Here is a 26,384-nt window from a genome sequence, read left to right on the forward strand (position 1 = left end):
CATTTGTTATTTAGCTTCTTCAGAAGAAACTAAGTGTTTAACTTTATTTACCATTCCAAGGATAGCAGGATTTACCTCATGCTCAACTACTTGCCCTATTTTACGAAGTCCTAAAGCTTGCATTGTTCTCTTTTGATCCTGAGAACAATTAATAACGCTTTTTACTTGTTTTACTAATATCTTAGCCATAATTTCCTTGAATTAACCTTTGAATACTTTCTCTAGAGAAACTCCTCTTTGTTTAGCAACAGTAGTCGCACTTCTCATCTGCAATAAAGCATCAAAAGTTGCTTTTACCACATTGTGAGGGTTAGAAGAACCTTGAGATTTAGACAATACATCGTGTACACCTACTGATTCTAGTACGGCACGAACAGCACCACCAGCAATAACTCCAGTACCATGAGAAGCAGGCATTAATAATACTCTAGCTCCACCAAATTTACCTTTTTGTTCGTGAGGTACTGATTGTCCACTCAAAGGAATACGCACTAAATTTTTCTTAGCATCCTCAACTGCTTTTGCGATTGCTTCAGAAACGTCTTTAGATTTTCCTAATCCGTGTCCTACAACACCGTGCTCGTCACCTACTACTACAATAGCAGAGAAACCGAATGCTCTACCACCTTTAGTAACTTTAGTAACACGATTTACACTAACCAAACGATCTTTCAATTCAAGACCTCCCGGCTTTACTAGTTCTACGTTTTTATAATTATGATACATAATTTCTTAGAATTTTAATCCAGCTGCTCTAGCGCCTTCTGCTAATGATTGAACACGACCATGGTATAAATAACCACCTCTATCAAATGTTACTGTATCGATACCTGCTTTTAAAGCTCTTTCAGCAAGTAATTTACCTACTACTGCTGCTACTTCAATTTTGGTACCTTTAGTATCTACTTCTTTTTCACGAGAAGAAGCTGCTAATAACGTAACACCATTTACATCATCTATAAGCTGAGCATAGATTTCTTTGTTACTTCTGAATACAGATAAACGAGGTCTTGCAGCTGTACCGCTTACAATTTTTCTGATTCTGTACTGTATTCTTTGTCTTCTTTCAGATTTTGTTAATGACATAATCTTATTTTTTAAGCTGATTTACCTGCTTTTCTTCTTAATATTTCACCTACAAACTTGATACCTTTTCCTTTGTAAGGTTCAGGCTTACGGAAAGAACGGATTTTAGCCGCTACTTGCCCTACTAATTGTTTGTCGAAAGAAGTTAGCTTTACAATAGGGTTTTTACCTTTTTCAGAAACCGTTTCCACAGTTACCTCTGGAGCTACTTCTAAAATGATATTATGAGAATACCCTAAAGCTAAATCAAGTTTATTTCCTTGATTAGAAGCACGGTATCCAACACCCACTAATTCTAATTCTTTTGTAAAACCAGTAGATACACCAGTAATCATGTTATTAATTAAAGCTCTAAATAAACCATGTTGAGCTCTTTCTTCTTTACTATCGGCAGCTCTTGAAACAAGAACTTGATTTTCTTCAACAGTTACTGTTACGTTGTCAGTAATCTCTTGAGAAAGTTGCCCTAATTTTCCTTTTACAGTGATAACCGAATCTTTCAATTCAACAGTCACACCAGCTGGAATGGCGATTGGACTTTTTCCTATTCTTGACATCTCTTAACTCTTTTTTAGTATACGTAACAAATTACCTCACCACCTACATTTAATTGTCTAGCTTGCTTATCAGTCATTACTCCTTTAGAAGTAGAAACGATAGCAATACCCAAACCATTTAAAATTCTAGGTAATTTAGTGGCACCTGCATACTTACGTAAACCTGGTTTACTAATTCTTTGAATGTTCTTGATTACCGCTTCTCTAGTTTCTTTGTCGTACTTTAAAGCGATTTTGATTGTTCCTTGAACAGTCTCATTTTCGAATTTGTAGCTAAGGATATAACCTTGATCGAATAAGATTTTTGTGATTTCTTTCTTTAAATTAGACGCAGGAATTTCCACCACTTTATGGCTTGCCTTCGATGCATTTCTAATTCTTGTTAAGAAATCCGCAATTGGATCTGTATACATATAAACAAAATTGCGGTTATGGTTTTCAACCCACACTCGTGGGTTGAACCTATAACCTGTTAATAATCTCTTTTATAATTTTACCAGCTAGCTTTTCTAACTCCCGGTATCAATCCTTGGTTTGCCATTTCACGGAAAGTTACACGTGAAATACCGAATTGACGCATATACCCTCTTGGTCTACCTGTTAATTTACAACGATTATGTAAACGAACTGGCGAAGCATTTTTTGGTAATTTCTGCAAAGATACATAATCTCCAGCTTCTAACAAAGCTTTTCTTTTCTCTGCGTATTTTTCTACCGTTTTTTGTCTTTTCACCTCGCGGGCTTTCATTGATTCTTTAGCCATGTCTTAATTCTTTTTAAAAGGTAAACCTAATTCAGCTAATAATGATTTTGCTTCCTTATCTGTTTGTGCAGATGTTACGAAAGTGATATCCATACCCGTAATTTTATTTACTTTATCAATATCAATTTCAGGGAAGATAATTTGCTCAAGAACTCCAAGGTTGTAGTTTCCTCTACCGTCAAAACCTGTAGATTTGATACCACCGAAATCTCTTACACGCGGTAAAGAAGCCGTAATTAAACGATCTAAAAATTCATACATTCTTTCTCCACGTAAAGTTACCTTAGCACCGATTGGCATACCTTTTCTCAATTTGAAAGACGCAACGTCTTTTTTAGAGATAGTAGCAACCGCTTTTTGCCCAGTAATTTTCGTTAACTCTTCAACAGCGTAATCGATAAGTTTTTTATCTGACACTGCAGCTCCTACTCCTTTACTTAAAACGATTTTTTCCAATTTAGGAACTTGCATTACGTTTTTGTAACCGTATTCAGCTGTAAGAGCAGCAATTACTCTGCTCTTATATTCTTCTTTTAGTCTAGGTATATAAGCCATTACTATAATACTTGATTAGATTTTTTTGAAAATCTTACTTTCTTATCTCCCTCTACTTTAAAACCAACTTTAGTAGCATTACCTTTAGCATCTACTAACATTAAGTTAGAAACGTGGATAGGAGCTTCCATTTTAACGATTCCACCTTGAGGATTTTTAGCACTTGGCTTAGTGTGCTTAGACACCATATTTACACCCTCAACTACCGCTTTGTTTTTTTCACGAATAACACGTAAAACTTTACCTTCAGCACCTTTGTGGTCACCAGCGATAACTTTTACTGTATCTCCTGATTTTAATTTTAGCTTCATCATCATAATAATAATTAAAGCACTTCTGGTGCTAATGATACAATTTTCATGAATTGTTTTTCACGAAGTTCTCTAGCTACTGGACCGAAAACACGAGTTCCTCTCATCTCACCTGCTGCATTTAATAACACACAAGCATTATCATCGAAACGAATATAAGATCCATCAGCTCTTCTTACTTCTTTTTTGGTTCTAACAACCACTGCAGTTGAAACCGCACCTTTCTTAACGTTTCCGTTAGGAGTTGCATCTTTGATAGCTACTACAATTTTGTCACCAACTGAGGCGTAACGTCTTTTTGTTCCACCTAAAACACGGATAGTTAAAACTTCTTTAGCTCCCGTATTATCTGCTACTTTTAGTCTTGATTCCTGTTGTACCATAATTATTTCGCTCTTTCAATAATTTCAACTAATCTCCAACATTTAGATTTAGACAAAGGTCTTGTTTCCATGATCTTTACTGTATCACCAATGTTACAGTCGTTTGTTTCGTCGTGTGCAACATATTTTTTAGTTTTTAACACGAACTTACCATATAATGGGTGTTTTACTCTTGTTACTTGAGAAACAACAATAGACTTATCCATTTTGTTAGACGTAACTACACCGATTCTTTCTTTTCTTAAATTTCTTTTTTCCATCTTTTCAGCTGAATTTTATTGAAGCTCTCTTTTGCTTAATTCAGTTGCAATTCTTGCCACTGAACGTCTTAAACTTCTAATTTGAAGTGGATTCTCGATTGGAGAAATAGCATGAGCAATTGTTAAGTCGGCATAGGTCTTTTTTAATTGAACTAGCTTTTCTTGTAACTCAGCTGCAGATAGATTTTTAATTTCTGACTGTTTCATAATTTTATATATTATGCTTCGAAATCTCTAGCAACGACGAATTTAGTTTTTACTGGTAATTTTTGTGCTGCAAGACGTAAGGCCTCTTTTGCAACAGCTAGTGGCACACCACCTACCTCAAACATAATTCTTCCTGGTTTAACAACAGCAGCCCAGTATTCAACTGCACCTTTACCTTTACCCATACGTACTTCAAGAGGCTTCTTAGTGATAGGTTTGTCTGGGAAAATTTTGATCCATAATTGCCCTTCACGTTTCATAAAACGAGTTGCTGCAATACGAGCCGCTTCGATTTGGCGTGAAGTTAAGAAAGCACCTGTTTCGTGAACAGATTTAATTCCAAACATTCCATTTGAAAGTTCGTGACCTCTATTAGAGTTCCCTTTCATTCTACCTTTCTGTACCTTACGGTATTTTGTTCTTTTAGGCTGTAACATTTTTCTTTAATTTAAAAATTACTTTCTTTTACGAGCTCCTTGTTTACCGTTTGATTTTCCACCACGTGGAGCATCACCACCTTTACCACCTTGTGCAGCTTTTTTATCCATACCTACAAGTGGAGAAAGATCTCTTTTACCGTAAACTTCACCTTTCATGATCCATACTTTAACACCCATTCTACCGTAAGTAGTGTGAGCCTCTGCTAAAGCATAATCGATGTCAGCTCTGAAAGTTGATAGAGGAATACGTCCTTCTTTGAAACTTTCTGAACGTGCCATTTCAGCACCGTTTAAACGACCAGAAATCATTACTTTGATACCTTCAGCATTCATTCTCATAGAAGCTGCAATAGCCATTTTGATTGCTCTTCTATAAGAAATACGCCCTTCAATTTGACGACAAATACTATTAGCTACTAAATAAGCATCTAATTCAGGTCTTTTAATTTCAAAGATGTTGATTTGAACCTCTTTGTCAGTAATTTTCTTAAGTTCTTCTTTCAACTTGTCTACCTCTTGACCGCCTTTACCAATAATGATACCGGACGAGCCGTAGTGATAGTAACGGTTACAAGTTTTAAAGTTCTTTCAATAATTACTTTAGACACACTAGCTTTTGATAAACGAGCGTGGATATACTTTCTGATTTTGTAATCTTCAGCGATTTTATCACCGTAGTCATTACCACCATACCAGTTAGAATCCCATCCTCTGATGATACCAAGGCGATTTCCGATTGGATTAGTCTTTTGTCCCATCTTTATTAATTGCTTTGTGTGTTATTAATTGATCCTAATACGATAGTTACGTGATTAGAACGTTTTCTAATTCTGTGTGCACGACCTTGTGGTGCTGGGCGTAATCTTTTTAACATCATACCACCATCCACTCTGATCTCTTTTACGAATAAGCCTGCTTCAGCTACATTACCTTCACTATTTTTTTGCTCCCAGTTATTAATTGCGGATAATAATAGTTTTTCTAATTTTCTTGAAGCTTCTTTTTGACTAAATCTTAATATATTTAGTGCATATTCTACTTTCTGACCTCTTACCAAGTCTGCTACTAAGCGCATTTTTCTAGGTGAAGTAGGGCAGTTATTTAACTTAGCAAACGCGATAGACTTGTTAGCCTCTTTTCTTGCTTCTGCCGTTTCTCTTTTACGAACTCCCATGTCTTCTTTTATTTTTTACCTTTATTTTTAGCTCCAGCGTGACCTCTAAAAGATCTAGTTGGTGAAAACTCACCTAACTTGTGTCCTACCATGTTTTCAGTAACATATACTGGAACAAATTGACGACCGTTGTGAACTGCGATTGTTTGTCCTACGAAATCTGGAGTAATCATTGAAGCTCTAGACCAAGTTTTAACAACATTCTTGTTTCCTGCCTCAGCATTCTCCAATACTTTCTTTTCTAACTTATAGTGTACGAAAGGTCCTTTTTTTAATGAACGTGCCATATCTTATTATTTCTTTCTACGTTCTACAATATACTTGTTGCTCGGGTTTTGTTTAGAACGGGTTCTATAACCTTTAGCTGGTAAACCTTTTCTTGAACGTGGGTGACCTCCAGACGAACGTCCTTCACCACCACCCATTGGGTGATCAACTGGGTTCATTGCTACTGGTCTTGTTCTTGGTCTTCTACCTAACCATCTTGATCTACCCGCTTTACCAGAAACGATTAACTGGTGATCAGAGTTAGAAACTGCACCGATAGTTGCAGTACAAGTTAACAAGATCAATCTCGTTTCTCCAGAAGGCATTTTAATAGTAGCATATTTACCATCACGAGCCATTAACTGAGCAAATGTACCAGCCGAACGAGCGATAGTAGCACCTTGACCTCGACGTAACTCAATACAAGAAATTACTGTTCCTAGAGGAATTTTGCTTAATGGCATAGTGTTCCCGATTTCTGGAACCACATCAGCACCTGAAATAACAGTTTGTCCTACTTTTAAACCATTTTGAGCAATGATATATCTTTTTTCACCATCAGCATAAGCTAATAACGCGATAAAAGCAGTTCTGTTTGGATCGTATTCGATTGATTTAACTGTAGCTGGAATTCCATCTTTAGTTCTTTTGAAATCGATGATACGATATCTTTGCTTGTGACCACCGCCTGTATAGCGCATAGTCATCTTTCCTTGACTATTTCTACCTCCAGATGATTTTTTCGGTGCGATTAATGAACGCTCCGGCTTATCAGTTGTAATAGCGTCAAAACCATTAACAACTCTAAAACGCTGACCGGGGTAATAGGTTTTAATTTTCTTACTGACATCTTACTTTACTTAGTTGTTGTAAAAATCAATTGTTTCTCCTTCTTTAACTTGTACGATTGCTTTTTTGTAAGCATTAGTTTTACCAGCTATCATACCACTTTTTGTATATTTAGTAGTGCGATCTGGACGTACATTCATTGTATTAACATTAACAACAGTAACACCATAAGCAGCCTCAACAGCTTTCTTAATTTCTACTTTGTTTGCTTTTTTAGATACAACGAAACCAAAACGATTGAATACTTCACCGTCTTTAGTTACTTTTTCTGTAACGATAGGTTTTATAATAATACTCATGGCCTATTATTTGCTTAAATTTTGTTCGATTCCTTCTAAAGATCCCTCTAAAAGAACTAAATTATTTGCGTTTAATATCGCATAAGTACTTAATTCTGAGTTAAGAACCACAGAAGATTTTTGTAAGTTACGAGATGATAAGTAAACATTTTTGTTTTCACCTCCCAAAACGAACAATGATTTTTTGTTTTCTAACCCTAACGCTTTTAAAACGTTAATAAAATTTTTAGTACTTGGAGCTTCGAAACCGAAGTCTTCTAATACGATTAAGTTAGATTCTTTCGCTTTTAAAGTTAAAGCTGATTTACGAGCTAAACGTTTTAAAGCTTTATTCAATTTAAAAGAATAATTTCTTGGTCTTGGACCGAAAACTGTCCCTCCTCCTTTAAACAATGGAGACTTAACACTTCCTGCACGAGCGGTACCTGTACCCTTTTGTTTTTTAATTTTACGAGTACTTCCAGTAACTTCTGCTCTTTCTTTTGCTTTATGTGTACCTTGACGTTGATTAGCCAAATATTGTTTCACATCTAAGTAAAGAGCATGGTTATTAGGCTCAATTGCGAAAACTGAATCAGAAAGCTGTACTTTTCTTCCAGTATCTTTTCCGTTGATATCTAATACTTTTACTTCCATTACTTCTGAACGATTACATAAGAGTCTTTATGCCCGTGAATACATCCTTTAACAACAAGTAGGTTCTTTTCAGCTACTACTTTTAAAACTCTAAGATTTTGAACTTTAACATTGTCTCCACCCATTCTTCCTGCCATGCGCATTCCTTTGAATACTCTAGAAGGATAAGATGAAGCACCTACTGAACCTGGCGCTCTTAAACGGTTATGTTGACCGTGAGTAACTTGTCCAACACCACCAAAACCGTGACGTTTTACAACCCCTTGAAAACCTTTACCTTTAGAAACACCTTGAACATCTACAAATTCACCTTCTGCGAATAAGTCTACAGTGATTACATCACCTAATTTGTGCTCATTTTCAAATCCTTGGAATTCAACAACTTTCTTTTTCGCAACCGTTCCAGCTTTTTTGAAGTGACCTTCAGCAGCTTTATTTGTGTGCTTTGCAGATTTGTCATCGAAACCAAGTTGAAGAGCCTCATACCCGTCAACCTCATTGGTTCTGACTTGGGTAACAACGCAAGGACCAACTTCAATAACAGTACAAGGGATGTTTTTCCCGTTCTCGTCGAAGATGCTAGTCATTCCGATTTTCTTTCCGATTAACCCAGACATACTTAAATAATTAATTATTAATAATATATAAAACTCTAATTTTGAGTGCGCAAAAGTAAGCATTATGTTTTGAATTTCAAAACATAATGCTTAAATATTTTAATTTGAGTAATTTATCACACTTTAATCTCAACTTCTACTCCACTTGGAAGCTCTAATTTCATTAAAGCATCGATAGTTTTTGAAGATGAAGAATAGATGTCTAACAATCTTTTGTATGAACTAACTTCAAATTGCTCTCTTGATTTTTTGTTTACGTGCGGAGAACGTAACACAGTGAAAATCTTTTTGTTAGTAGGTAATGGAATTGGACCCGTAACTACTGCACCTGTACTTTTTACAGTTTTTACGATTTTTTCTGCTGATTTATCAACCAACATATGATCGTAAGATTTTAATTTTATTCTGATTTTTTGACTCATTTTCTTAAAAATTAAGCGTTACCTTTAGCTTTCTTAATTACTGCCTCTGAAATGTTAGATGGAGTTTCTTCGTAGTGAGAGAATTCCATAGTTGATGTAGCACGACCTGAAGATAAAGTTCTTAAAGTAGTTACATAACCAAACATTTCTGATAATGGAACGTTTGCTTTAATAGTCTTAGCACCGTTTCTATCACCCATATCATTTACTTGACCACGACGACGGTTTAAGTCACCTACGATATCACCCATGTTTTCTTCTGGAGTAATAACTTCAATTTTCATGATTGGTTCAAGGATTACAGCACCAGCAGCTTTAGCTACTTCTTTGTACCCTAACTTAGCAGCTAATTCGAAAGATAAAGCATCTGAATCCACCGCGTGGTATGAACCGTCTAATAAAGTTACTTTTAAGCTATCTACAACATATCCTGCTAAAGGACCTTGCTTCATAGCTTCTCTGAAACCTTTTTCAACAGCTGGGATATATTCCTTAGGAACGTTACCACCTTTTACTTCGTTAACAAACGTTAATCCTACAGTACCAGCTTCAGCAGGCTCTAAACGGAAAACGATATCACCGAATTTACCACGTCCACCCGATTGTTTTTTATAAACCTCACGGTGTTGTGCAGTTTTAGTGAAAGCTTCTTTGTATTCTACTTGAGGCTCACCTTGATCTACTTCAACCTTAAACTCACGTTTCATACGGTCAACTAAGATATCTAAGTGAAGCTCACCCATACCAGAAATAATCGTTTGACCAGAAGCCTCATCAGTTCTAACTGTAAACGTTGGATCTTCTTCAGCTAATTTAGCTAAAGCCATACCCATTTTATCTACGTCAGCCTTAGTTTTAGGCTCAATAGCGATACCGATTACCGGATCAGGGAATTTCATTGATTCAAGGATGATAGGATTTTTCTCATCACACATTGTATCACCCGTCTTGATATCTTTAAAACCTACAGCAGCTCCAATATCACCAGCCTCGATATATTCGATTGGGTTTTGCTTGTTAGCGTGCATTTGGTAGATACGAGAAATACGCTCTTTGTTTCCTGAACGCGTGTTCAAGATATAAGAACCTGCATCTAAACGACCAGAATAAGCACGGAAGAAAGCTAAACGACCCACATAAGGATCCGTAGCAATTTTAAATGCTAAAGCCGCAAACGGCTCTTTTACATCTGGACGACGCAAGATTTTCTTTTGATCTTCTTCTAACAAATCAGCATCATCAGGATGAATACCTTCGATACCTTCTTTATCCAAAGGAGATGGCAAATATTTACAAACGGCATCTAACATGAATTGAACTCCTTTGTTTTTGAATGATGATCCACATAACATAGGAATAATAGCCATATCAATTGTAGCCGCACGTAATGCCGTATTAATTTCTTCTTCAGTAATTGAATTCTCATCTTCCATATACTTATCTAGTAAGTTTTCATCGTAAGAAGCGATTTCTTCAATTAATATAGAACGGTATTGTTTTACCTCATCCACCATATCAGCAGGAATATCGATAATATCAAAAGTAGCTCCTTGCGTTTCATCATGCCATACAATAGCTTGATTTTTCACTAAATCAACTACCCCTTTAAAATCATTTTCCTCACCAATTGGCAAAGTAATAGCTACCGCATTAGAACGTAACATATCCTTAACTTGTTGACACACATTAAGGAAGTTAGAACCTTGACGATCCATTTTGTTTACGAATCCCATACGAGGAACTCTGTACTGGTCAGCTAATCTCCAGTTCGTTTCAGATTGAGGTTCAACACCATCAACCGCAGAGAACAAGAATACTAAACCATCTAATACACGTAATGAACGGTTTACCTCTACTGTAAAGTCAACGTGACCTGGAGTATCGATAATATTGAAGTGGTAAGGCTTAGAATCTGCAATGTTTTTTCCTTGTTCCGTTGGGAAATTCCAAGTACAAGTAGTAGCTGCCGAAGTAATAGTAATCCCTCTTTCTTGCTCCTGAGCCATCCAGTCCATAGTAGCAGCACCATCGTGCACCTCACCAATTTTGTGAGACTTACCTGTATAGAATAAGATACGCTCTGTAGTGGTCGTTTTACCTGCATCGATATGAGCAGCAATACCAATATTTCTAGTATATTTTAAATCTCTTGCCATTTCTTTACGAATTAAAATCTAAAGTGAGAGAATGCCTTATTAGCTTCCGCCATTTTATGAGTATCCATTCTTTTCTTAACAGCCGCCCCCTCTTCTTTAGCCGCAGCTAAAATTTCAGACGCTAAACGAGCCGCCATAGATTTCTCATTTCTTCTTCTAGCATAAAGAATCAACCATTTCATCGACATAGAAATTTTTCTATCTGGACGAATAGGCATTGGAATTTGAAAGGTAGCACCTCCTACACGACGAGAACGAACTTCTACGTGAGGCATAACATTTGTTAAAGCGTCTTTCCAAATTTCTAATGATGTTTTTTCAGCATCTTGTTTTTTATTCTCAACGATTTCTAAAGCATCGTAGAATACTGCAAAAGCTGTCGATTTTTTACCATCCCACATTAAGTTATTCACGAAACGTGTAACTAATTGATCGTTAAATTTTGGATCTGGTAAAAGAGGTCTTTTTTTGGCCTGTCTTTTTCTCATTTCTTTTTGTTACTTTTTTAAAGTTTAAAGTTTAAAGTTTAAGTTTAAGCATTTACGCCCTTGAGCCTATCACTATTCACTTATCACTAATCACTAATCACTTAATTAAAAATTACTTTTTATCTTTAGGGCGTTTAGCACCATATTTAGATCTTCTTTGTAAACGACCGTTAACTCCGGCAGTATCCAAAGCACCACGTACGATGTGGTATCTAACTCCTGGTAAATCTTTTACCCTTCCACCTCTAACTAATACTATCGAGTGCTCTTGTAGATTGTGTCCTTCACCGGGATGTAAGCATTTACTTCATTACCATTAGTCAAACGCACACGCGCAACTTTACGCATTGCTGAGTTTGGCTTTTTAGGTGTAGTAGTATACACACGCGTACAAACCCCTCTTCTTTGAGGACAAGAATCTAAAGCAGCCGATTTACTCTTCTTAGTTAATTTGGCTCTTCCAGTTCTTACTAATTGTTGAATTGTTGGCATAATTAATACTAAATTATTTACTTGTTTATAAAATCCCGCAATTTACGGGGTTGCAAATGTATGTATAAATTTTCAAAAAACAAACTGTAAATTATTAATTTTCAGCACTCTTATTTTCTTACCTTTTAAAGTTCTTTTTTTACGTTAATTTTACCAAAAATCACAAACTTTTGAAACATCTCTTCTATTCCATTCTTTTTCTCATTTTACCTCACAAAAACTGGGGACAATATTTATTTTTAAAAATTGAAGGAAATTCAAACTATCAGAATAAAGTCTTAGATTCTATTTCTGTTTCCAAAAAACATATTAACTTAATTTCTCTTCAGAAAGAAATAAACAAATTATCCGAAACTATCTCTCAAAAAGGCTATATAGAACAAAAAATATTAATTAACAAAAAGATTAACGACAGCACACATCTTATCAAATACGAACTTGGAGATTGCATTAAAGAAATTCATATTTTTTTGGGCTCACACAAAATTTTATTAGAAAAAAACAAGACACCATCAAAATAGACTTCAAAAACATAAATAAACAACTTTCTGATTTCACCAAAACACTAGAAAAAAAAGGATTTTCTCTAACAGAAATAAGCCTCTCTAACATCAAAAGAAACAAACAAATTTTACTATCAGAAATCACTATTTGTAAAGATAGAAAAAGGACTATAGATCAAATCAACATAAATGGTTATTCCAATTTCCCAAAAAACTTTTTACACAACATACTCATAGAGTATAAGAAAAAGACTTTTAACGAAACCCAATTAAAAAAAATTAATCGCGATTTTAAAAACCTTCCTTTTTGCAAGACCACAAAAGACGCTGAGATTCTTTTCAAGAAAGACTCAACAATAATTTACGTTTACCTAGAAAAACAAAAAGAAATACGTTTGACGGATATATTGGCTTTAGCAATCAAAAAAACAACCTAAAATTGAATGGTTATTTAGACTTAAAATTATCAAACGTTTTAAACTCAGGCGAAAAAGTCAATATATACTGGAAAAAAATGGAGAAAACCAAACTGCTTTTAACCTAAATATTGAAACTCCTTATATTTTCAAAACACCATTAGCTTTAAAAGGGGAATTAAATATTTTTAAACAAGATACGACTTTTCAAAAAACAAAATCAGAAATAGAATTAGGTTACTTACTAAACTACAAAACGCGTTGTTACTTAGGCTATCAAGAAACCGAATCAAGTGATATCCAAAAATCAAATTCAGGAACTTTAATGGATTACCAGAATCACTTTTACACTTTAAGTTTTCAACATCTAAATCACAATTCCAACGAAACTCTATTTAGCGAAAAAACAAATCTTAGTTTTAAAATAGGAATAGGAAAAAGAAATAACAGCACCACAAACATATCGCAATTTTTTACATTAACGGAGTTATCGCACTTATTCTACTTAAACAATCAAAACAGCTTATTCATTAAAAGTCAAAATTACTATCTAAACAGCAATCACTACCTGACTAACGAATTATTTCGATTTGGAGGTATTAATTCAATCAGAGGTTTTAACGAAAATAGTTTGCAAACAAACTTTCTAACTTCAATTATTTCAGAATACAGATACAAAATTAACAGTAATTTTTACCTACACAGCATTATAGATTATGCTTATAGCGAAGACACTACACTCAAAACAAAAAATAACCTAAAAAGTCTTGGACTGGGCTTTTATTTAATTAACAAAACAAGCCTTATACATATACAATACAGCAATGGAACGACCAATAATCGAAATTTAGATTTTAAAAATTCTATTTTTCATATAAATATTTCTTTTATTTTATAAAACCCTTTAAAAAAACAAATAAAAAAAAGAAATTTTAAAATTTATTTTACATATTTGCATGAACTAATCAATTAATTATTTTTATGAGATCAAAATTTAAATGGATTTATACACTTCTAATAGTGTTGACGGTTCAGTTTTCTTTTGCACAAGAGAAAACGATTACAGGAGTGGTAACAGATGCTTCTGGACCATTGCCTGGGGTAAATGTTTTAGTGAAGGGTACACAACGAGGAGCTTCAACTGGTTTTGATGGAAAATATAATATCAAAGCAAAAGAAGGAGAGACTTTAATATTCTCATTTATGGGAATGAAAGAAATTTCAAAAGTTGTTGGAACTTCTGCTGTAATGAATACAGTCATGCAAAATGACTCTAAAGTATTAGGGGAGGTAGTTGTAACTGCTCAGGGTATATCAAGAGAAAAAAAATCGTTAGGTTATTCAACTCAAAAACTTGATGCAGCAACAATTAATCAGGTTCCAACTAGTAATTTCATTAATAATTTATCTGGTAAAGTTGCTGGTTTGGAAATTAGAAACAATTCTAACTTCGGAGGCTCTAGTAATATTGTTCTAAGAGGAACAAAAAGCTTAACTGGTAACAACCAAGCTCTAATCATAATAGACGGAGTACCTGTAAACAATGCTAACTTAAATGACGCAGATACAGCAAGCGGAAGACAAGGTTTTGATTTTGGTAATTCTGCTTCTGACATAGACCCTAATAACATTGAATCAATAAATGTGCTTAAAGGTACTTCAGCAACTGCTCTATACGGAAGTGAAGCAGCGAATGGGGCTATTATTATTACTACAAAAAAGGAAAGAAGAGAACAGCTTTAGGAATTAGTTTAAGTTCAACTCTATCCATTTCAAATGCAAATAAACAAACATTACCAACATATCAAAAAGAATATGGAGGAGGTTATGCAGGCGAAAACAGCAACTATACAGCTAATATTTTTGGCAACCCGAATGCGGTAGTAAGCTCTACAGGAGATGATGCTTCTTACGGAAACGCATTTAATCCTAATCAATTAGTATATCAATGGAACTCGTTTGTAATAGGAAACCCTAATTACGGTAAAGCAACACCATGGGTTGCAGCTTCAAACGATCCCAATAGCTTTTTCAAAACAGCTTTTTCTACTGTTAATAATATCAATTTTAATGGTGGAGATGAAAAATCTGCTTACAACTTCTCTTACACAAATAATAACGAAACAGGAATCTTACCAAACAGTACTTTAAACAAAAACTCCATTAATGGTAGTTTCACAAGAGATTTTACAAGTAAATTAAAATCAAACACTTTCATCACTTTTACAGATCAAAGCACAAAAGGTAGAAATGCTACAGGCTATGGCGATAACATTATAACAGGATTTAGACAATGGTGGCCAGTTAACGTAGACGTTAAAGAATTAGAAAATGAATATTTCAGAACCAAACAAAACGTTACTTGGAACCAAATAGATCCTACAAATGGCGATTTAAAACCTAACTTCTGGAATAATCCTTATTGGGATCGATATGAAAACTATGAAACTGACACAAGAACAAGAGTTTTAACAGGGAGTAGTCTTAGCTATGATATTTCAAAAAATTTAAACATTTTAGGAAGAGCTACACTAGAATATTCATATGATAATCAAGAATTAAGAAAAGCAATAGGAAGTCATGCTGAAAATTTTGGTACAACAGGAGGTAATGCTTCTTCTGGCTATAGTATTTTTACAAGAGATTTTTTACAGCAAACTTATGATTTAATAGCTACTTATAAATTCAATTTAAGTAAAGATTTTGGTACAAGAATTTTAGGTGGTTATACATTTAAAAAAGCTAACTCAAGAAGTTTATTTGGATCAACAACAGGAGGTCTTGCTAAACCATATCTATACTCTTTACAAAACTCTAACGTATTCCTTGCTCCACTTCAATCAGAAATAAAATACGAAAAAAGTGGAATTTACGCTCAAGGCACATTAGATTATAAGAAAATTATTTACTTAGAAGGAACTGTACGTCATGATGAAAGTACAGCTTTACTTGGAGCCGAAAATAAATATAATTATTTTTCTGTAGGGACAAGTTTAATATTATCAGAAGTAATCAAAAAGACTGGTTAAACCTAGCTAAACTAAGAGTTAATTACGCAGAGGTAGGCAATGATTTGGCTTTTGGGAGATTAGGTTCACGTGCTTTCAACGGGATTATAGATGGAAATCCATTATTTGGAAATCCTTCAACTTATTATGAACAAGGAAAATTAAAACCAGAAGTTCAAAAATCAATAGAAGCAGGTTTAGAACTAGGATTATACGATCGTTTAAACTTAGACTTATCAGTTTACAAAACCAACATAACCAACCAAATATTTAACGTACCGCAAACTGGAGCAACAGGTTTTACATCTGCGCGCGTTAATGCTGGAGAAATGGAAAACAAAGGTATTGAAGTAGCCTTATCTGGAAGTCCTATAAAAACTCAAAAATTTTCTTGGGAAATTGGTATCAACTGGTCAAAAAACATCAATACTGTTAAATCTTTAAATCAAGGAAGAGACAACTTACTCTTGGCAAACTTCCAAGGAGGAGTCTCTCTAAATGCAACTGTAGGTGAAGCTTATGGCACATTAAGAGGTACAGATTACGTATATGACGCAAATGGAAACAAAGTTGTTGGATCAAACGGATTTTATTTGACACAAAATAACAAAGTACTTGGAACAATACAAGCTGACTGGATAGGTGGTTTAAATAACAAAATTCGCTATAATGATTTCTCTTTAAACTTCTTAATTGATGTAAAAAAAGGAGGCAATCTTTATTCATTAGATCAAGCTTACGGAAAAGAAACAGGAATATATCCTGAAACAACAGGATTAAATCATTTAGGAGTACCTGTCAGAGATGCAAACAAAGGAGGGGTAATATTACCTGGCGTTCTAGAAAATGGGCAACCTAATAACATTGTAGTAGATGCTTCCTCATCAGGAGGAACTGCTTTTAGCACTGATACTAATCCTAATAAAGCTTATATTTATGATGCTTCATATATCAAACTTAGAGAAGTTGGCTTGACATACAACTTACCTAATAAATATATTGAAAAATTAGATTTATCAAGTATTAGCTTTAGTTTATTAGGAAGCAATTTGTGGATAATACATAAAAACACACCGTATAGTGATCCTGAAGCTGGTTCTTCTGCAGGAAATATCCAAGGATTTCAATCAGGTGTAATGCCTGCTATTAAAACATATTCATTTAACATGAAAATTAACTTCTAAGAAATGAAAAAAACAATTATAAAATTAACAGCAATATCATCATTATTAGTAACAAGCTGTATCAGCGAAGACATAAAATTTAATGATGACACAAAAAAAGCTTATGATGTTTCTGCCGAATCATTACTAAGCAACTCTCAAAAAGGTATATCTGATCAATTAACTTCCCCTAGTGTCAATGAAAATGTTTTTAGATATTTTTCACAATATTGGGCCGCTACGTTGTATACTGCTGAATCTCGATATAATCTAATCAATCGAAACATTCCCGGTTTTCACTGGAATAACTTGTATAGAGATGTACTAGGCAACTTACAATCTGCAGAAGAAGTCATTCAAAATGAAATTAGACCAGATAGGATTTCAGCTACAGATTGGGCAAAAATTCAAACCAATAAAAAAGCCATAATTGAAATTTTAAAAATTTACACTTATCAGAATTTAGTTGACACTTTTGGAAATATACCATACAGCGAATCATTAAAAAACCAAACTAATATTTTACCCAAATATGATGATGCTGCAACAATTTATTCTGATTTAATCGTTAGATTAAATAATGCTATCAGCAAATTAGATCTGCATTCTGAAAGTTTTAAAAGTGGTGATTTAATATACGCTGGAAACGTTGAAAAATGGTTAAAATTTGCAAATTCATTAAAAGTTAAATTAGGTATAAATCTAAGTGATTTCAATCCTGCTTTATCTAAACAAACAGTAGAAACAGCCGTAGCAGGAGGAATAATTACATCTAATACAGACAATGCTCTTTTTAGATATTCTACATCTGCTCCTACTTATAATCCGATTTTTGACAATTTAGTAGCCAGCAATCGAAATGACTTTGTACCAGCAAAAACAATTGTTGATTACATGAATTCCCTTAGTGATCCTAGAAGAGGTATTTTCTTTACCAAACTAGAAGGTGCTTATACTGGAGGTGTTTATGGCGCACAAAATGCTAATCCGTATGCAACATCTTACTCACATGTTGGAGATGCAATAAAAAAATCAGATGCTTTTGGTGTACTCGTTGACGCATCAGAAATAAACTTTTTATTAGCAGAAGCTGCTGAACGAGGTTATTCAGTTGGAAACAATGCTCAATATTACTACAATACTGCTATTACCTCATCCATGAACTATTGGAATATCCCATCAAATGATATTAACAATTACTTGGCTCAACCCAACATTAATTATACAACTGCTAGTGGCAATTGGAAAGAAAAAATTGGAATGCAAGCTTGGATAGCAATGTATAATAGAGGTTTTGAATCTTGGACTTTTTACAGAAGATTAGATTATCCTATTTTAAAAGCTCCTACAAAAGCGGTAGCAGCAGCTGACAAAAAAGTTCCAGTCAGATATACTTATCCGATATCAGAATCAACCATAAATGGATCAAATTACACAGCAGCAGCAGAAGCTATTGGAGGTGATAAATTATATACTAAGATTTTCTGGGATAAAAATTAAAACTTTTAATCTATAATAAAATCCATCAAATTTAGAATTTGATGGATTTTTTTTATCTTTACCCCATGGAAAAAGATAACCAAATTTTCGGAATTAGAGCCGTTTTAGAAGCTATTCAAGCAAAAAAGAAATCGATAAAGTCTTTATACAAAAAGACGCACAAGGAGAGTTAATGCAAGAATTACTTAAAGCTTTTAAAAAAAACAATATTAATTTCAGTTATGTTCCCGTTGAAAAATTAAATCGTTTAACTTCTAATAATCACCAAGGCGTTGTTGCCACCATTGCCCCTATTTCTTTTGTTAGCTTAGAAAATTTGGTAGAAAGAGTAACAGAAAATAAAAAAACTCCTCTTTTTCTAATCTTAGACCAATTAAGCGATGCTCGTAACTTTGGTGCTATTATACGAACTGCAGAATGCACTGGCGTAGATGGCATTATTGTTCAAAAACAAGGTTCTGCTCCTGTAAATGGCGACACCGTAAAAACATCTGCTGGTGCTGTTTTCAATATTCCTATTTGCAAAGTTGATCATATTAAGGATGCTGTCTTCTACCTTCAAGGTTCTGGTATCAAAACAGTAGCGGCTACCGAAAAAACTAATAATAATATTTACGATATTGACTTAAAAGAACCACTTGCAATTATTATGGGAAGCGAGGATAAAGGAGTTAACCCCTCTGTTCTAAAAATTATTGATGAAAAAGCTAAATTACCTATGTTTGGCACCATCTCTTCATTGAACGTTTCTGTAGCATGTGGTGCTTTCTTATATGAAACAGTAAGACAAAGACAGGAAATCTAAGATATTCATTATCTAGGACTCCCCTATTTAAAAGTTTTATCTAAATTATAAATCATTGCCTGATGTTTCATCAGGCTTTTTTATTTCATAAATAACAGGAAGATTTGAAATGAAATAAATCCATTTTTCTAATTCTATCTGACGCATTTTAGAACTCGAAATAAAATTACCTTCCTCATCAAAATGCTTCATAAAAGGATCTTTTTAAAATCATAATTTTGTTCTTGCCAATCGTATATCACAGGTTTTTGATATATTGGTGTATCATATAACCAGCTAAAAAACAATCCTACTACAAAACCTGATAAATGAGCTTCCCATGAAATATGTTCTTCTGCACTTGGAAATATATACCAAATCATACCTCCATACAATAAAATAACAGTAAAAGATAACGCTACCAAACGATAATAACGCGTTTGAATTCCTTTAAAAAAAATAAAAGAAGCCAAAACATACACTAAACCACTAGCTCCTATATGATAACTTTCTCTTCCTATCATCCACGTTCCTATACCTGATAACAAAATCCCATAAAACAATATTTTAAGTGAATATTCTCTATAAAAAAAACGTAAACTAGCTAACAAAAATAATAATGGTAATGAATTATTAAACAAATGTCCTATATCACCATGCAAAAAGGACTAAAAAAAACGCCTTTTATTCCTGATAACACTCTTGGATAAATCCCATAAACTGTAAAACTAATCTTAAATTGTTGCTCGACCCAAAAAACAATCCAAAGACATAAAACAAAATATAAAGGCAATAATATTACAGATGGTGTAAATTTAAATTCATTTTCTTTCATTTGTATAAAATTTATTTTTCAACGGTAATACATAATATTACCTATTTAAGTATAGAGGTTATTATAAAACCATCATTAATAGCAATCTTAATATTGTTAAATTTGTAATTCGAAACAAAAATCATTCAACATTTAATATCAAAAAAAGATCCAAAACTGTTTTAATGATTTTTTGTCAGAAATAATTAATTTTACTCCCTATGGAAATACCACTAGCAGAAAGAATACGCCCCAAATCATTAGAAGAATATATTAGTCAATCTCATTTGGTTGGCAATCAAGGCTCTTTGACTCATCAAATAAAAAATGGTATTATTCCTTCTCTTATTTTATGGGGACCTCCGAGTACAGGAAAAACCACTTTAGCACAAATTATTGCCCAAAGTAGTAATCGTCCCTTTTATGAATTAAGTGCCATAAACTCGGGAGTAAAAGAAATACGAGATGTTATAGATAAAGCAAAACAAAGTAATGGTTTATTTACCTCCAGAAATCCCATATTATTCATTGATGAGATCCATCGTTTTAGCAAATCACAACAAGATTCTTTACTTGGAGCTGTAGAAAAAGGATGGGTAACACTCATTGGCGCAACTACTGAAAATCCCAGTTTTGAAGTAATCCCTGCTCTTTTGTCACGTTGTCAGGTATATATACTAAACGCTTTTAACAAAGAAGATTTAGATAATTTACTCCAACGTGCTTTGGTAACCGACACAATCTTAACGAAGAAAAACATCATTTTAAAGGAAACAGAAGCTCTTTTAAAACTTTCCGGTGGTGACGGAAGAAAACTCCTTAATACATTTGAATTAGTCATTAATGCTTCTGATGAATCGCCTATTGAAATCACCAATAAAAAAGTAATGCAATTAGTTCAAAAGAATACTATTTTATATGATAAAACAGGAGAACAACATTATGATATAGTTTCTGCTTTTATAAAATCTATAAGAGGAAGTGATCCTAACGGGGCTGTATATTGGTTAGCAAGAATGATTGAAGGAGGTGAAGATGTTAAATTTATTGCAAGACGTATGCTAATTTTAGCTAGTGAAGACATTGGCAATGCTAATCCAACTGCATTAATTATGGCTAATAATACATTTCAAGCAGTTACTACTATTGGATATCCAGAAAGTCGAATCATATTAAGTCAATGTGCCATTTATCTAGCTTCCTCAGCAAAAAGTAACGCTAGTTACATAGCTATAGGTAAAGCGCAACAAATAGTAAAACAAACTGGTAATTTACCAGTTCCTCTACATCTAAGAAACGCTCCTACTAAACTCATGAAGGAATTAGGATATGGGGAAGAATATAAATATTCACACGATTACACGAATAATTTTTCAGAACAGGAATATTTACCACACGAAATTAGTGAAACTAAATTTTTTGAACGTCGGTGAAAATGTTAGGGAACGTGAACTTCGTCAATTTTTAAAAAACAGATGGAAAAACAAATATGATTATTAAAAATGAATTATTTTATTTCATTACTATTTATTCTTATCTTTATTATACCGCTTCCTAAAAGGAGAAACATCATACACCTATCATGAGTGAAGTTTCTCCTTATTATTTAATCCTTGAATAAAAATAATTTCTTACTCTTTTTTAAAAATTAATATCTAACCTATCTGAATTAACTTTTCCTTCTTCTAAATATTCAAAAAACCAAGTATTATCCTTTTTAACTACCATACCATTACGATTTTTAAACGAAGTTAAAAAAACGAAAGGTGTAGACGTTTTATATAAAACTAAATTCTCTCCTGTTATTTTATCAATTAATTCATAAGAAAGTTCTGTTTTTACCGTAACTATTTTTGTTTCAGTAATTTCTTCTTTATTCATTTCTTTTAACTTGGCTTGAATAATTTCATCATCAAAACTTTTGCCTGAAAATTTATAATTCGCTTTGTTAAAAGAACCTAAAGATTGAATGGTCGCTAAATTATATCCCGTAGCAACATCCTTTTCTCTACTTTCTCCTAAATCTGTTGTAAATAAAATATTTCCCTTACAGTCTTTAAACTCAAATTTAATCTTTGTTGAAAAAATCGTATTTTCCTCAACTCCATTTATAAAAAGTTTATCGCAATTATAATCTAAAAAGTCTTCTGGCAATTTTTCATTAGATAGATACGCTTCAATACCTTTTTGTTTTAAATACATCTTAACGGTTGTGTTGATTCGATATTGATTATCTTCATTTTGAAAGGAAAACTTTGATGGTATTAATGCTATTTTATAGTCATTTAAAGACTGTCCTAAACTGGTTAATGAAAACAAGCTCATTAACCCCATAATTAATTTCTTATTCATTTTTAAAATATATTTTTTAATTCAGTTAAGGTATTAATCTGACTGATTTCCTTTTCGACCTGTTGACAATTTGGATTAAAAAAAATAGCTTCAATACCAAAACTTAGAGCACCTTTAACATCTGCTTCTATACAATCTCCTATCATAATACTTTCTCTTTTTGTAGCTTTTGCTTTATCTAACGCGTATTGATAAATCATCTTATGCGGTTTTTTTACACCTGCTAATTCTGAATTAGTAATTGTGTTAAAAAAAGGGTATAGATTTGAATTGTGCATTTTCTTTAACTGTACATCCGCAAATCCATTTGTTATAATATGCAAACTATATTTTGAATAAAGATATTGAAGTACTTCAATACATCCTTCTATTAAATAATTATTGTTAGATAACTGATTCATATAATCTTCCGAAATTTTATCAATCATTTGATCTGAAATCAATATTTCTAATTTATCAAAGGTTTCTTTTAATCTTCTATAACGCAATTCTTTATGGGTTATCGTATCTACTTGATACAATTTCCAACATTCTTGATTGATTGGATTATATATTTTCATAAAATCATGAATATATAATGCTGGAAATAAAGATTTTAAAATTACTTCAAATGTTTTTTCTGAATTTCGATCAAAATCCCAAAGAGTATGATCTAAATCAAAAAATATATGCTGGATATGATTGTATTTCAAAATTATAATCGTTTTTTATAAATACTTATAGTAATTAATGATTCTTTCTTTAGCCCATTAAAAATGTTGATTTATTAAATTGCTCATAAAAGAAAATACTTCTTCATTCTCCTTTCAATATCACTACATCCACTAAATTATACATCCAATTATCAACATCTGTTTCATTTATTTTAAGTGTTCCAGATATCGTTACATATTGATCTGTACGAAGCTTCTTTTTGGCTTCTTTAAATTTTAAACCTGCAATCGTTTCAGGACCTGCTTTTCCACAAAAAAAAACAAGAGGCAAACACATTTTTACTGATTGCATAATTAATATTATCAATTGGTACGATAAATCCTGAAATAATGATTTTCTTATTATTTCTCATTTTAATTTCAGGACTGATTACTGGATAATCAATCATACCGTAATCTTTATGCTGCTTTTTAATGAATTTAATATACCCTAATTTTTTCCAAGTCAAGGTATCATTCGATATCGCTATTCTTTGAAAAACTTTCTTTTTTTCTATCTTTTTATTAAAACTCACGAAGGTAAAACTTACCAAAGTGATAAATATAATCCATCTACGCATTTGCTAATATTTTTGATAAATTCATTTTGTAGGCTTTAAGTGCTGGAATTAAAGCAGAAATTATACCTAACAATAAAATCATTAGTAACAAAATACTTTCTTTTTCCCAAATAATTTCAAAAGTATTAAATCTTATTTTAAAATCTTCCTCTGAAAATTGAGAAATCATTTCCAAGGCAAATCTACCAATTATGGTTCCAAAACAAAAGCCAACTAAACATAAAAGTAGGCTTTCTAATAAAACTAACAACATTAACTGTTTTCTTGTTGCTCCTTGCAAGCGTAATAAAGCAAACTCATATCTACGTTCTTTCAGTCTATTATAAAGTACTATAAAAATACTAAGCCCTGAAATTGTCATAATACCATATCCTAAATAAGATAATGTTTTAATTCCAACTCCAAAGAGAGTAAATAATCTATTAATCTCAATTGCAGGAGAAACGGCTTGCATTTTTGTATTGGATGTAATCAACCGTGGCCATGTCATAATAGCCATCTTATTTCTGAGTTTTAACAACACCGAGGTAATTTCTCTAGATTCATTATGATGGTGGTCTTCTTTTAGTTCATGGTTTGATTCATCATGTACACTCCAAATACTTTTAATAGAGCACACTATTAGATTGTCAATCATTTTACCAGTAGGCTTTAATAGTCCCACAACTTTAAAAGGTTTTGTTTCATGTTTTTCCCCTTCTTTTGCATCACCATGTACACTATAAAAATTTTGTCCTATTTTTAAATTCATTTTTTGGGCAACAACAGAACCTATAACGACCTCAAAATCCTTTAAAAAAATTTCCCCTTGAATTATTTCAGCATCAAACTTTTTCAAATAATCTATACTAGTTCCTACAATCTTATAACCTCTATAATTATCTCCAAAAGCCAACGGAATTGCTTTTTTTACAAAGGAGTGCTGCATCCATACTTTAGCCGAATCATAATTTATATTCCCTGTAGGGGTATCTATTTGATAAACCGAAGACAAAACTAATTGCAAAGGACTACCTTGAGCCCCTAAAACCAAATCTACATGATCTGCATTAGATGAAAATTGTTCCTCAAACTGTTTTTCTAATAATATTAAAAGAGTTATAATTGCCACACTACTAGCCAAAAGCACAACACTTAAAAAAGTATTTAAAGGCTTAAACCAAATATTTCGCCAAGCTAATTTTACTATCATATCAATCGAATTTGATTTTGAAAACGTTCTTTTAAACGTACATCATGTGTTACTACAATCATAGCTGTTTGATACTCTTTAGCAATACTTTCTAATAGACTGGCCACTATCATTGTATTTTCATCATCCAAACTTGAAGTAGGCTCGTCTGCCAAAACTACTTTAGGTCTGTTTATTAGAGCTCTTGCAATAGACACTCGTTGTTGTTGTCCTATACTCAATTCATACGTTTTTTTATAAATATAATCTTCTAAACCTAAATATTTCAAAATTTCCTTAGCTCTAATAATATCCGTTTTTCCCTTTCCAAAATAGGAAGCCGTCAATACATTTTCTAATACATTAAAGGATTCTATAAAATAATTTTGTTGCAAAACAACACCTATATATTTCCCTCTAAAACGATCCCTTTCCCTTTCACTTAGAGATTGTAAAGCATAATTATCAATCAAAATTTCACCTGACCGAGGGAGTAACATTCCTCCTAATAAATGCAATAAAGTGGTTTTACCAACTCCTGAATTTCCTGTTAGTAATAATACTTGAGAAGCTAAACAAGTAAAATCAGGAAATTGAAATATTTTATGATCAGAATAACTATACTCTAACGCTTTAATTTGTATCATTTATAACAAGTTTTCATCAGCAAAGCTAAAATACGCCTTTTCTGTTATTATCAAATGATCTAATACTAAAATATCCAAATGCTTTCCTGCTTCTATCAACTTTTTTGTTAGTTGTATATCAGCATCACTGGGTTTTAGTTTCCCTGATGGATGATTATGAATTAGAATAATACCTGTAGCAAAGTAATCAAATGCTAATTTATAAACTAACCGAGTATCTACAATGGTTCCTGTAATACCGCCTTTGCTAATTTGTGTTTTATAAATTAATTTATTAGAGTTATTTAAAAATAGCACCCAAAATTCTTCGTGTGGCAATTCCCCTATTAAGGGATGCATTAAAAAATAAACTTGTGAACTCGTTGTTATTTTAAAAAATTCTCTTACTTCTTCTTCTTTCCGCCTACGTCCTAACTCTAAAGCGGCAGCTATAGACAATGCCTTTGCTTCTCCAACTCCTTTAAACTCCCTAAGCTGTTGGATAGATAACTTCCCTAATTGATGAAGGTTATTGTTTGTGGAAGCTAAAATGCGTCTACATAATTGTACTGCACTTTCATTACGAGATCCTGAACCTATAAGAATAGCAAGTAGTTCGGAATCAGATAGTGTCATTTTCCCTTTTGTCAAGAATTTTTCACGTGGGCGATCATCTTTGGCCCATTTTTTAATTGGTGTATACATAATTGATTGGCTTTTAACAACTTACAATTTACAGCTTTTTTAAAAAAATCACCCAAAAAATATTTATTTTTATTTATTCTAAATAAATTTGGTTATCAAACTTTTTA

At 32.8% G+C, this 26,384-nt stretch carries 32 protein-coding genes and 5 pseudogenes; 6 read left to right on the top strand and 31 right to left on the bottom strand.

Translation table 11 applies throughout. The features are described from left to right. Window positions 1-6: 6 nt before the first annotated feature. The 23 genes and pseudogenes from rpmD to rpsL form a co-directional block, all read right to left on the bottom strand. On the bottom strand, window positions 7-189 hold the full coding sequence (gene rpmD / locus JJC05_RS04355) for a 50S ribosomal protein L30 (protein ID WP_088390195.1): 183 nt from the start codon (window positions 187-189) through the stop codon (window positions 7-9). 12 nt (window positions 190-201) lie between these two features. Further along, window positions 202-726 (bottom strand): 30S ribosomal protein S5, encoded by a 525-nt coding sequence (gene rpsE / locus JJC05_RS04360; RefSeq protein ID WP_127822890.1) that lies wholly within the window; start codon window positions 724-726, stop codon window positions 202-204. A 6-nt stretch (window positions 727-732) separates the two neighbouring features. Beyond that, a complete protein-coding gene (gene rplR / locus JJC05_RS04365; protein ID WP_088390191.1) occupies window positions 733-1,086 on the bottom strand; it encodes a 50S ribosomal protein L18 in 354 nt (117 codons plus the stop codon). Window positions 1,087-1,097: 11 nt separating this feature from the next. Beyond that, window positions 1,098-1,643 carry a 50S ribosomal protein L6 gene (gene rplF / locus JJC05_RS04370; RefSeq protein ID WP_088390189.1) on the bottom strand — a complete coding sequence of 182 codons (546 nt, stop codon included), beginning with the start codon at window positions 1,641-1,643 and terminating at the stop codon, window positions 1,098-1,100. Window positions 1,644-1,657: 14 nt separating this feature from the next. After that, window positions 1,658-2,056 (bottom strand): 30S ribosomal protein S8, encoded by a 399-nt coding sequence (rpsH, locus tag JJC05_RS04375; protein WP_088390187.1) that lies wholly within the window; start codon window positions 2,054-2,056, stop codon window positions 1,658-1,660. Between the two features lie 80 nt (window positions 2,057-2,136). After that, on the bottom strand, window positions 2,137-2,406 hold the full coding sequence (gene rpsN / locus JJC05_RS04380; protein WP_014166272.1) for a 30S ribosomal protein S14: 270 nt from the start codon (window positions 2,404-2,406) through the stop codon (window positions 2,137-2,139). Between the two features lie 3 nt (window positions 2,407-2,409). After that, window positions 2,410-2,961, bottom strand: coding sequence for a 50S ribosomal protein L5 (rplE, locus tag JJC05_RS04385; RefSeq protein ID WP_088390185.1), 552 nt, complete (start codon window positions 2,959-2,961; stop codon window positions 2,410-2,412). A 2-nt stretch (window positions 2,962-2,963) separates the two neighbouring features. Further along, complete coding sequence (gene rplX, locus JJC05_RS04390) at window positions 2,964-3,275, bottom strand: 50S ribosomal protein L24 (protein ID WP_088390183.1); 312 nt, start codon at window positions 3,273-3,275, stop codon at window positions 2,964-2,966. 11 nt (window positions 3,276-3,286) lie between these two features. After that, window positions 3,287-3,655 carry a 50S ribosomal protein L14 gene (rplN, locus tag JJC05_RS04395; protein WP_014166275.1) on the bottom strand — a complete coding sequence of 123 codons (369 nt, stop codon included), beginning with the start codon at window positions 3,653-3,655 and terminating at the stop codon, window positions 3,287-3,289. A 2-nt stretch (window positions 3,656-3,657) separates the two neighbouring features. Beyond that, window positions 3,658-3,915, bottom strand: a complete 258-nt coding sequence (gene rpsQ, locus JJC05_RS04400; RefSeq protein ID WP_073311703.1) for a 30S ribosomal protein S17 — start codon at window positions 3,913-3,915, stop codon at window positions 3,658-3,660. A gap of 15 nt (window positions 3,916-3,930) precedes the next feature. Further along, complete coding sequence (gene rpmC, locus JJC05_RS04405) at window positions 3,931-4,122, bottom strand: 50S ribosomal protein L29 (protein ID WP_088390181.1); 192 nt, start codon at window positions 4,120-4,122, stop codon at window positions 3,931-3,933. A gap of 11 nt (window positions 4,123-4,133) precedes the next feature. After that, window positions 4,134-4,559 (bottom strand): 50S ribosomal protein L16, encoded by a 426-nt coding sequence (gene rplP, locus JJC05_RS04410; protein ID WP_088390179.1) that lies wholly within the window; start codon window positions 4,557-4,559, stop codon window positions 4,134-4,136. An 18-nt stretch (window positions 4,560-4,577) separates the two neighbouring features. Next, window positions 4,578-5,320, bottom strand: a pseudogene (gene rpsC / locus JJC05_RS04415) (30S ribosomal protein S3). A 5-nt stretch (window positions 5,321-5,325) separates the two neighbouring features. Further along, window positions 5,326-5,736, bottom strand: a complete 411-nt coding sequence (gene rplV / locus JJC05_RS04420; RefSeq protein WP_105195740.1) for a 50S ribosomal protein L22 — start codon at window positions 5,734-5,736, stop codon at window positions 5,326-5,328. Between the two features lie 8 nt (window positions 5,737-5,744). Continuing rightward, window positions 5,745-6,023, bottom strand: coding sequence for a 30S ribosomal protein S19 (gene rpsS, locus JJC05_RS04425; protein ID WP_014166281.1), 279 nt, complete (start codon window positions 6,021-6,023; stop codon window positions 5,745-5,747). A 6-nt stretch (window positions 6,024-6,029) separates the two neighbouring features. Then, a pseudogene (gene rplB / locus JJC05_RS04430) lies at window positions 6,030-6,853 on the bottom strand (50S ribosomal protein L2). A 10-nt stretch (window positions 6,854-6,863) separates the two neighbouring features. Then, a complete protein-coding gene (gene rplW / locus JJC05_RS04435) occupies window positions 6,864-7,151 on the bottom strand; it encodes a 50S ribosomal protein L23 (RefSeq protein ID WP_088390173.1) in 288 nt (95 codons plus the stop codon). A gap of 6 nt (window positions 7,152-7,157) precedes the next feature. Next, window positions 7,158-7,787: a 50S ribosomal protein L4 gene (gene rplD / locus JJC05_RS04440; RefSeq protein ID WP_088390171.1), complete on the bottom strand. Its 630-nt coding sequence runs from the start codon at window positions 7,785-7,787 to the stop codon at window positions 7,158-7,160. Beyond that, complete coding sequence (gene rplC, locus JJC05_RS04445; RefSeq protein WP_235878804.1) at window positions 7,787-8,404, bottom strand: 50S ribosomal protein L3; 618 nt, start codon at window positions 8,402-8,404, stop codon at window positions 7,787-7,789. Before rplC ends, rplD begins: the two co-directional genes overlap by 1 nt. Before the next feature lie 116 nt (window positions 8,405-8,520). After that, window positions 8,521-8,826, bottom strand: coding sequence for a 30S ribosomal protein S10 (gene rpsJ / locus JJC05_RS04450; protein ID WP_014166286.1), 306 nt, complete (start codon window positions 8,824-8,826; stop codon window positions 8,521-8,523). 11 nt (window positions 8,827-8,837) lie between these two features. Next, the gene (gene fusA / locus JJC05_RS04455; RefSeq protein ID WP_105195741.1) at window positions 8,838-10,982 is read right to left on the bottom strand and encodes an elongation factor G; all 2,145 of its coding nucleotides are present in this window, start codon (window positions 10,980-10,982) and stop codon (window positions 8,838-8,840) included. Window positions 10,983-10,993: 11 nt separating this feature from the next. Beyond that, window positions 10,994-11,470, bottom strand: a complete 477-nt coding sequence (gene rpsG, locus JJC05_RS04460; RefSeq protein WP_088390167.1) for a 30S ribosomal protein S7 — start codon at window positions 11,468-11,470, stop codon at window positions 10,994-10,996. Between the two features lie 112 nt (window positions 11,471-11,582). Next, a pseudogene (gene rpsL, locus JJC05_RS19035) lies at window positions 11,583-11,854 on the bottom strand (30S ribosomal protein S12). 1,115 nt (window positions 11,855-12,969) lie between these two features. Between rpsL and JJC05_RS04470 the strand changes: the two are divergent. From JJC05_RS04470 to rlmB, 5 genes and pseudogenes are all read left to right on the top strand, one after another. Further along, on the top strand, window positions 12,970-13,779 hold the full coding sequence (locus tag JJC05_RS04470) for a BamA/TamA family outer membrane protein (protein ID WP_258929656.1): 810 nt from the start codon (window positions 12,970-12,972) through the stop codon (window positions 13,777-13,779). 83 nt (window positions 13,780-13,862) lie between these two features. After that, on the top strand, window positions 13,863-14,624 hold the full coding sequence (locus tag JJC05_RS16660) for a TonB-dependent receptor plug domain-containing protein (protein WP_258929490.1): 762 nt from the start codon (window positions 13,863-13,865) through the stop codon (window positions 14,622-14,624). A 1,330-nt stretch (window positions 14,625-15,954) separates the two neighbouring features. After that, window positions 15,955-17,073 (top strand): TonB-dependent receptor domain-containing protein, encoded by a 1,119-nt coding sequence (locus JJC05_RS16665; RefSeq protein ID WP_258929491.1) that lies wholly within the window; start codon window positions 15,955-15,957, stop codon window positions 17,071-17,073. Between the two features lie 3 nt (window positions 17,074-17,076). Continuing rightward, window positions 17,077-18,552, top strand: coding sequence for a SusD/RagB family nutrient-binding outer membrane lipoprotein (locus JJC05_RS04480; RefSeq protein ID WP_235878330.1), 1,476 nt, complete (start codon window positions 17,077-17,079; stop codon window positions 18,550-18,552). Between the two features lie 65 nt (window positions 18,553-18,617). After that, a pseudogene (gene rlmB / locus JJC05_RS04485) lies at window positions 18,618-19,357 on the top strand (23S rRNA (guanosine(2251)-2'-O)-methyltransferase RlmB). A 45-nt stretch (window positions 19,358-19,402) separates the two neighbouring features. Here rlmB and JJC05_RS16670 read toward each other — a convergent pair. Both JJC05_RS16670 and JJC05_RS16675 read right to left on the bottom strand, forming a co-directional pair. Beyond that, window positions 19,403-19,549 (bottom strand): hypothetical protein, encoded by a 147-nt coding sequence (locus JJC05_RS16670; RefSeq protein ID WP_258929492.1) that lies wholly within the window; start codon window positions 19,547-19,549, stop codon window positions 19,403-19,405. Further along, on the bottom strand, window positions 19,546-19,998 hold the full coding sequence (locus JJC05_RS16675) for a rhomboid family intramembrane serine protease (protein WP_258929494.1): 453 nt from the start codon (window positions 19,996-19,998) through the stop codon (window positions 19,546-19,548). Before JJC05_RS16675 ends, JJC05_RS16670 begins: the two co-directional genes overlap by 4 nt. Window positions 19,999-20,371: 373 nt before the next feature. Between JJC05_RS16675 and JJC05_RS04495 the strand changes: the two are divergent. Continuing rightward, window positions 20,372-21,650: pseudogene (locus JJC05_RS04495) on the top strand (replication-associated recombination protein A). 141 nt (window positions 21,651-21,791) lie between these two features. On the opposite strand, the gene JJC05_RS04500 reads toward JJC05_RS04495, so the two are convergent. The 6 genes from JJC05_RS04500 to radC form a co-directional block, all read right to left on the bottom strand. Beyond that, window positions 21,792-22,502 carry a hypothetical protein gene (locus JJC05_RS04500; protein ID WP_240668924.1) on the bottom strand — a complete coding sequence of 237 codons (711 nt, stop codon included), beginning with the start codon at window positions 22,500-22,502 and terminating at the stop codon, window positions 21,792-21,794. Between the two features lie 2 nt (window positions 22,503-22,504). Then, window positions 22,505-23,194, bottom strand: coding sequence for a YjjG family noncanonical pyrimidine nucleotidase (locus tag JJC05_RS04505; RefSeq protein ID WP_127822887.1), 690 nt, complete (start codon window positions 23,192-23,194; stop codon window positions 22,505-22,507). A gap of 103 nt (window positions 23,195-23,297) precedes the next feature. After that, the gene (locus JJC05_RS16680) at window positions 23,298-23,507 is read right to left on the bottom strand and encodes a hypothetical protein (RefSeq protein ID WP_258929495.1); all 210 of its coding nucleotides are present in this window, start codon (window positions 23,505-23,507) and stop codon (window positions 23,298-23,300) included. A 260-nt stretch (window positions 23,508-23,767) separates the two neighbouring features. Continuing rightward, complete coding sequence (locus JJC05_RS04515) at window positions 23,768-24,967, bottom strand: ABC transporter permease (protein WP_235878332.1); 1,200 nt, start codon at window positions 24,965-24,967, stop codon at window positions 23,768-23,770. After that, window positions 24,964-25,593, bottom strand: coding sequence for an ABC transporter ATP-binding protein (locus JJC05_RS04520; protein ID WP_235878334.1), 630 nt, complete (start codon window positions 25,591-25,593; stop codon window positions 24,964-24,966). Before JJC05_RS04520 ends, JJC05_RS04515 begins: the two co-directional genes overlap by 4 nt. After that, on the bottom strand, window positions 25,594-26,277 hold the full coding sequence (gene radC / locus JJC05_RS04525) for a RadC family protein (protein ID WP_105195751.1): 684 nt from the start codon (window positions 26,275-26,277) through the stop codon (window positions 25,594-25,596). Between the last annotated feature and the right edge of the window lie 107 nt (window positions 26,278-26,384).

Origin of the sequence: Flavobacterium davisii, from assembly GCF_019565505.1 — a bacterium.
Taxonomy (GTDB): Bacteria; Bacteroidota; Bacteroidia; order Flavobacteriales; family Flavobacteriaceae; genus Flavobacterium; species Flavobacterium davisii.

What these genes read in the sequence shown, in the direction of transcription:
- rpmD (WP_088390195.1), bottom strand. Translation starts at nt 189, where the DNA reads ATGGCTAAGATATTAGTAAAACAAGTAAAAAGCGTTATTAATTGTTCT.
- rpsE (WP_127822890.1), bottom strand. Translation starts at nt 726, where the DNA reads ATGTATCATAATTATAAAAACGTAGAACTAGTAAAGCCGGGAGGTCTT.
- rplR (WP_088390191.1), bottom strand. Translation starts at nt 1,086, where the DNA reads ATGTCATTAACAAAATCTGAAAGAAGACAAAGAATACAGTACAGAATC.
- rplF (WP_088390189.1), bottom strand. Translation starts at nt 1,643, where the DNA reads ATGTCAAGAATAGGAAAAAGTCCAATCGCCATTCCAGCTGGTGTGACT.
- rpsH (WP_088390187.1), bottom strand. Translation starts at nt 2,056, where the DNA reads ATGTATACAGATCCAATTGCGGATTTCTTAACAAGAATTAGAAATGCA.
- rpsN (WP_014166272.1), bottom strand. Translation starts at nt 2,406, where the DNA reads ATGGCTAAAGAATCAATGAAAGCCCGCGAGGTGAAAAGACAAAAAACG.
- rplE (WP_088390185.1), bottom strand. Translation starts at nt 2,961, where the DNA reads ATGGCTTATATACCTAGACTAAAAGAAGAATATAAGAGCAGAGTAATT.
- rplX (WP_088390183.1), bottom strand. Translation starts at nt 3,275, where the DNA reads ATGATGAAGCTAAAATTAAAATCAGGAGATACAGTAAAAGTTATCGCT.
- rplN (WP_014166275.1), bottom strand. Translation starts at nt 3,655, where the DNA reads ATGGTACAACAGGAATCAAGACTAAAAGTAGCAGATAATACGGGAGCT.
- rpsQ (WP_073311703.1), bottom strand. Translation starts at nt 3,915, where the DNA reads ATGGAAAAAAGAAATTTAAGAAAAGAAAGAATCGGTGTAGTTACGTCT.
- rpmC (WP_088390181.1), bottom strand. Translation starts at nt 4,122, where the DNA reads ATGAAACAGTCAGAAATTAAAAATCTATCTGCAGCTGAGTTACAAGAA.
- rplP (WP_088390179.1), bottom strand. Translation starts at nt 4,559, where the DNA reads ATGTTACAGCCTAAAAGAACAAAATACCGTAAGGTACAGAAAGGTAGA.
- rplV (WP_105195740.1), bottom strand. Translation starts at nt 5,736, where the DNA reads ATGGGAGTTCGTAAAAGAGAAACGGCAGAAGCAAGAAAAGAGGCTAAC.
- rpsS (WP_014166281.1), bottom strand. Translation starts at nt 6,023, where the DNA reads ATGGCACGTTCATTAAAAAAAGGACCTTTCGTACACTATAAGTTAGAA.
- rplW (WP_088390173.1), bottom strand. Translation starts at nt 7,151, where the DNA reads ATGAGTATTATTATAAAACCTATCGTTACAGAAAAAGTAACTAAAGAC.
- rplD (WP_088390171.1), bottom strand. Translation starts at nt 7,787, where the DNA reads ATGGAAGTAAAAGTATTAGATATCAACGGAAAAGATACTGGAAGAAAA.
- rplC (WP_235878804.1), bottom strand. Translation starts at nt 8,404, where the DNA reads ATGTCTGGGTTAATCGGAAAGAAAATCGGAATGACTAGCATCTTCGAC.
- rpsJ (WP_014166286.1), bottom strand. Translation starts at nt 8,826, where the DNA reads ATGAGTCAAAAAATCAGAATAAAATTAAAATCTTACGATCATATGTTG.
- fusA (WP_105195741.1), bottom strand. Translation starts at nt 10,982, where the DNA reads ATGGCAAGAGATTTAAAATATACTAGAAATATTGGTATTGCTGCTCAT.
- rpsG (WP_088390167.1), bottom strand. Translation starts at nt 11,470, where the DNA reads ATGAGAAAAAGACAGGCCAAAAAAAGACCTCTTTTACCAGATCCAAAA.
- JJC05_RS16660 (WP_258929490.1), top strand. Translation starts at nt 13,863, where the DNA reads ATGAGATCAAAATTTAAATGGATTTATACACTTCTAATAGTGTTGACG.
- JJC05_RS04480 (WP_235878330.1), top strand. Translation starts at nt 17,077, where the DNA reads ATGAAAAAAACAATTATAAAATTAACAGCAATATCATCATTATTAGTA.
- JJC05_RS16670 (WP_258929492.1), bottom strand. Translation starts at nt 19,549, where the DNA reads ATGAAGCATTTTGATGAGGAAGGTAATTTTATTTCGAGTTCTAAAATG.
- JJC05_RS04500 (WP_240668924.1), bottom strand. Translation starts at nt 22,502, where the DNA reads ATGAATAAGAAATTAATTATGGGGTTAATGAGCTTGTTTTCATTAACC.
- JJC05_RS16680 (WP_258929495.1), bottom strand. Translation starts at nt 23,507, where the DNA reads ATGCAATCAGTAAAAATGTGTTTGCCTCTTGTTTTTTTTTGTGGAAAA.
- JJC05_RS04515 (WP_235878332.1), bottom strand. Translation starts at nt 24,967, where the DNA reads ATGATAGTAAAATTAGCTTGGCGAAATATTTGGTTTAAGCCTTTAAAT.
- JJC05_RS04520 (WP_235878334.1), bottom strand. Translation starts at nt 25,593, where the DNA reads ATGATACAAATTAAAGCGTTAGAGTATAGTTATTCTGATCATAAAATA.
- radC (WP_105195751.1), bottom strand. Translation starts at nt 26,277, where the DNA reads ATGTATACACCAATTAAAAAATGGGCCAAAGATGATCGCCCACGTGAA.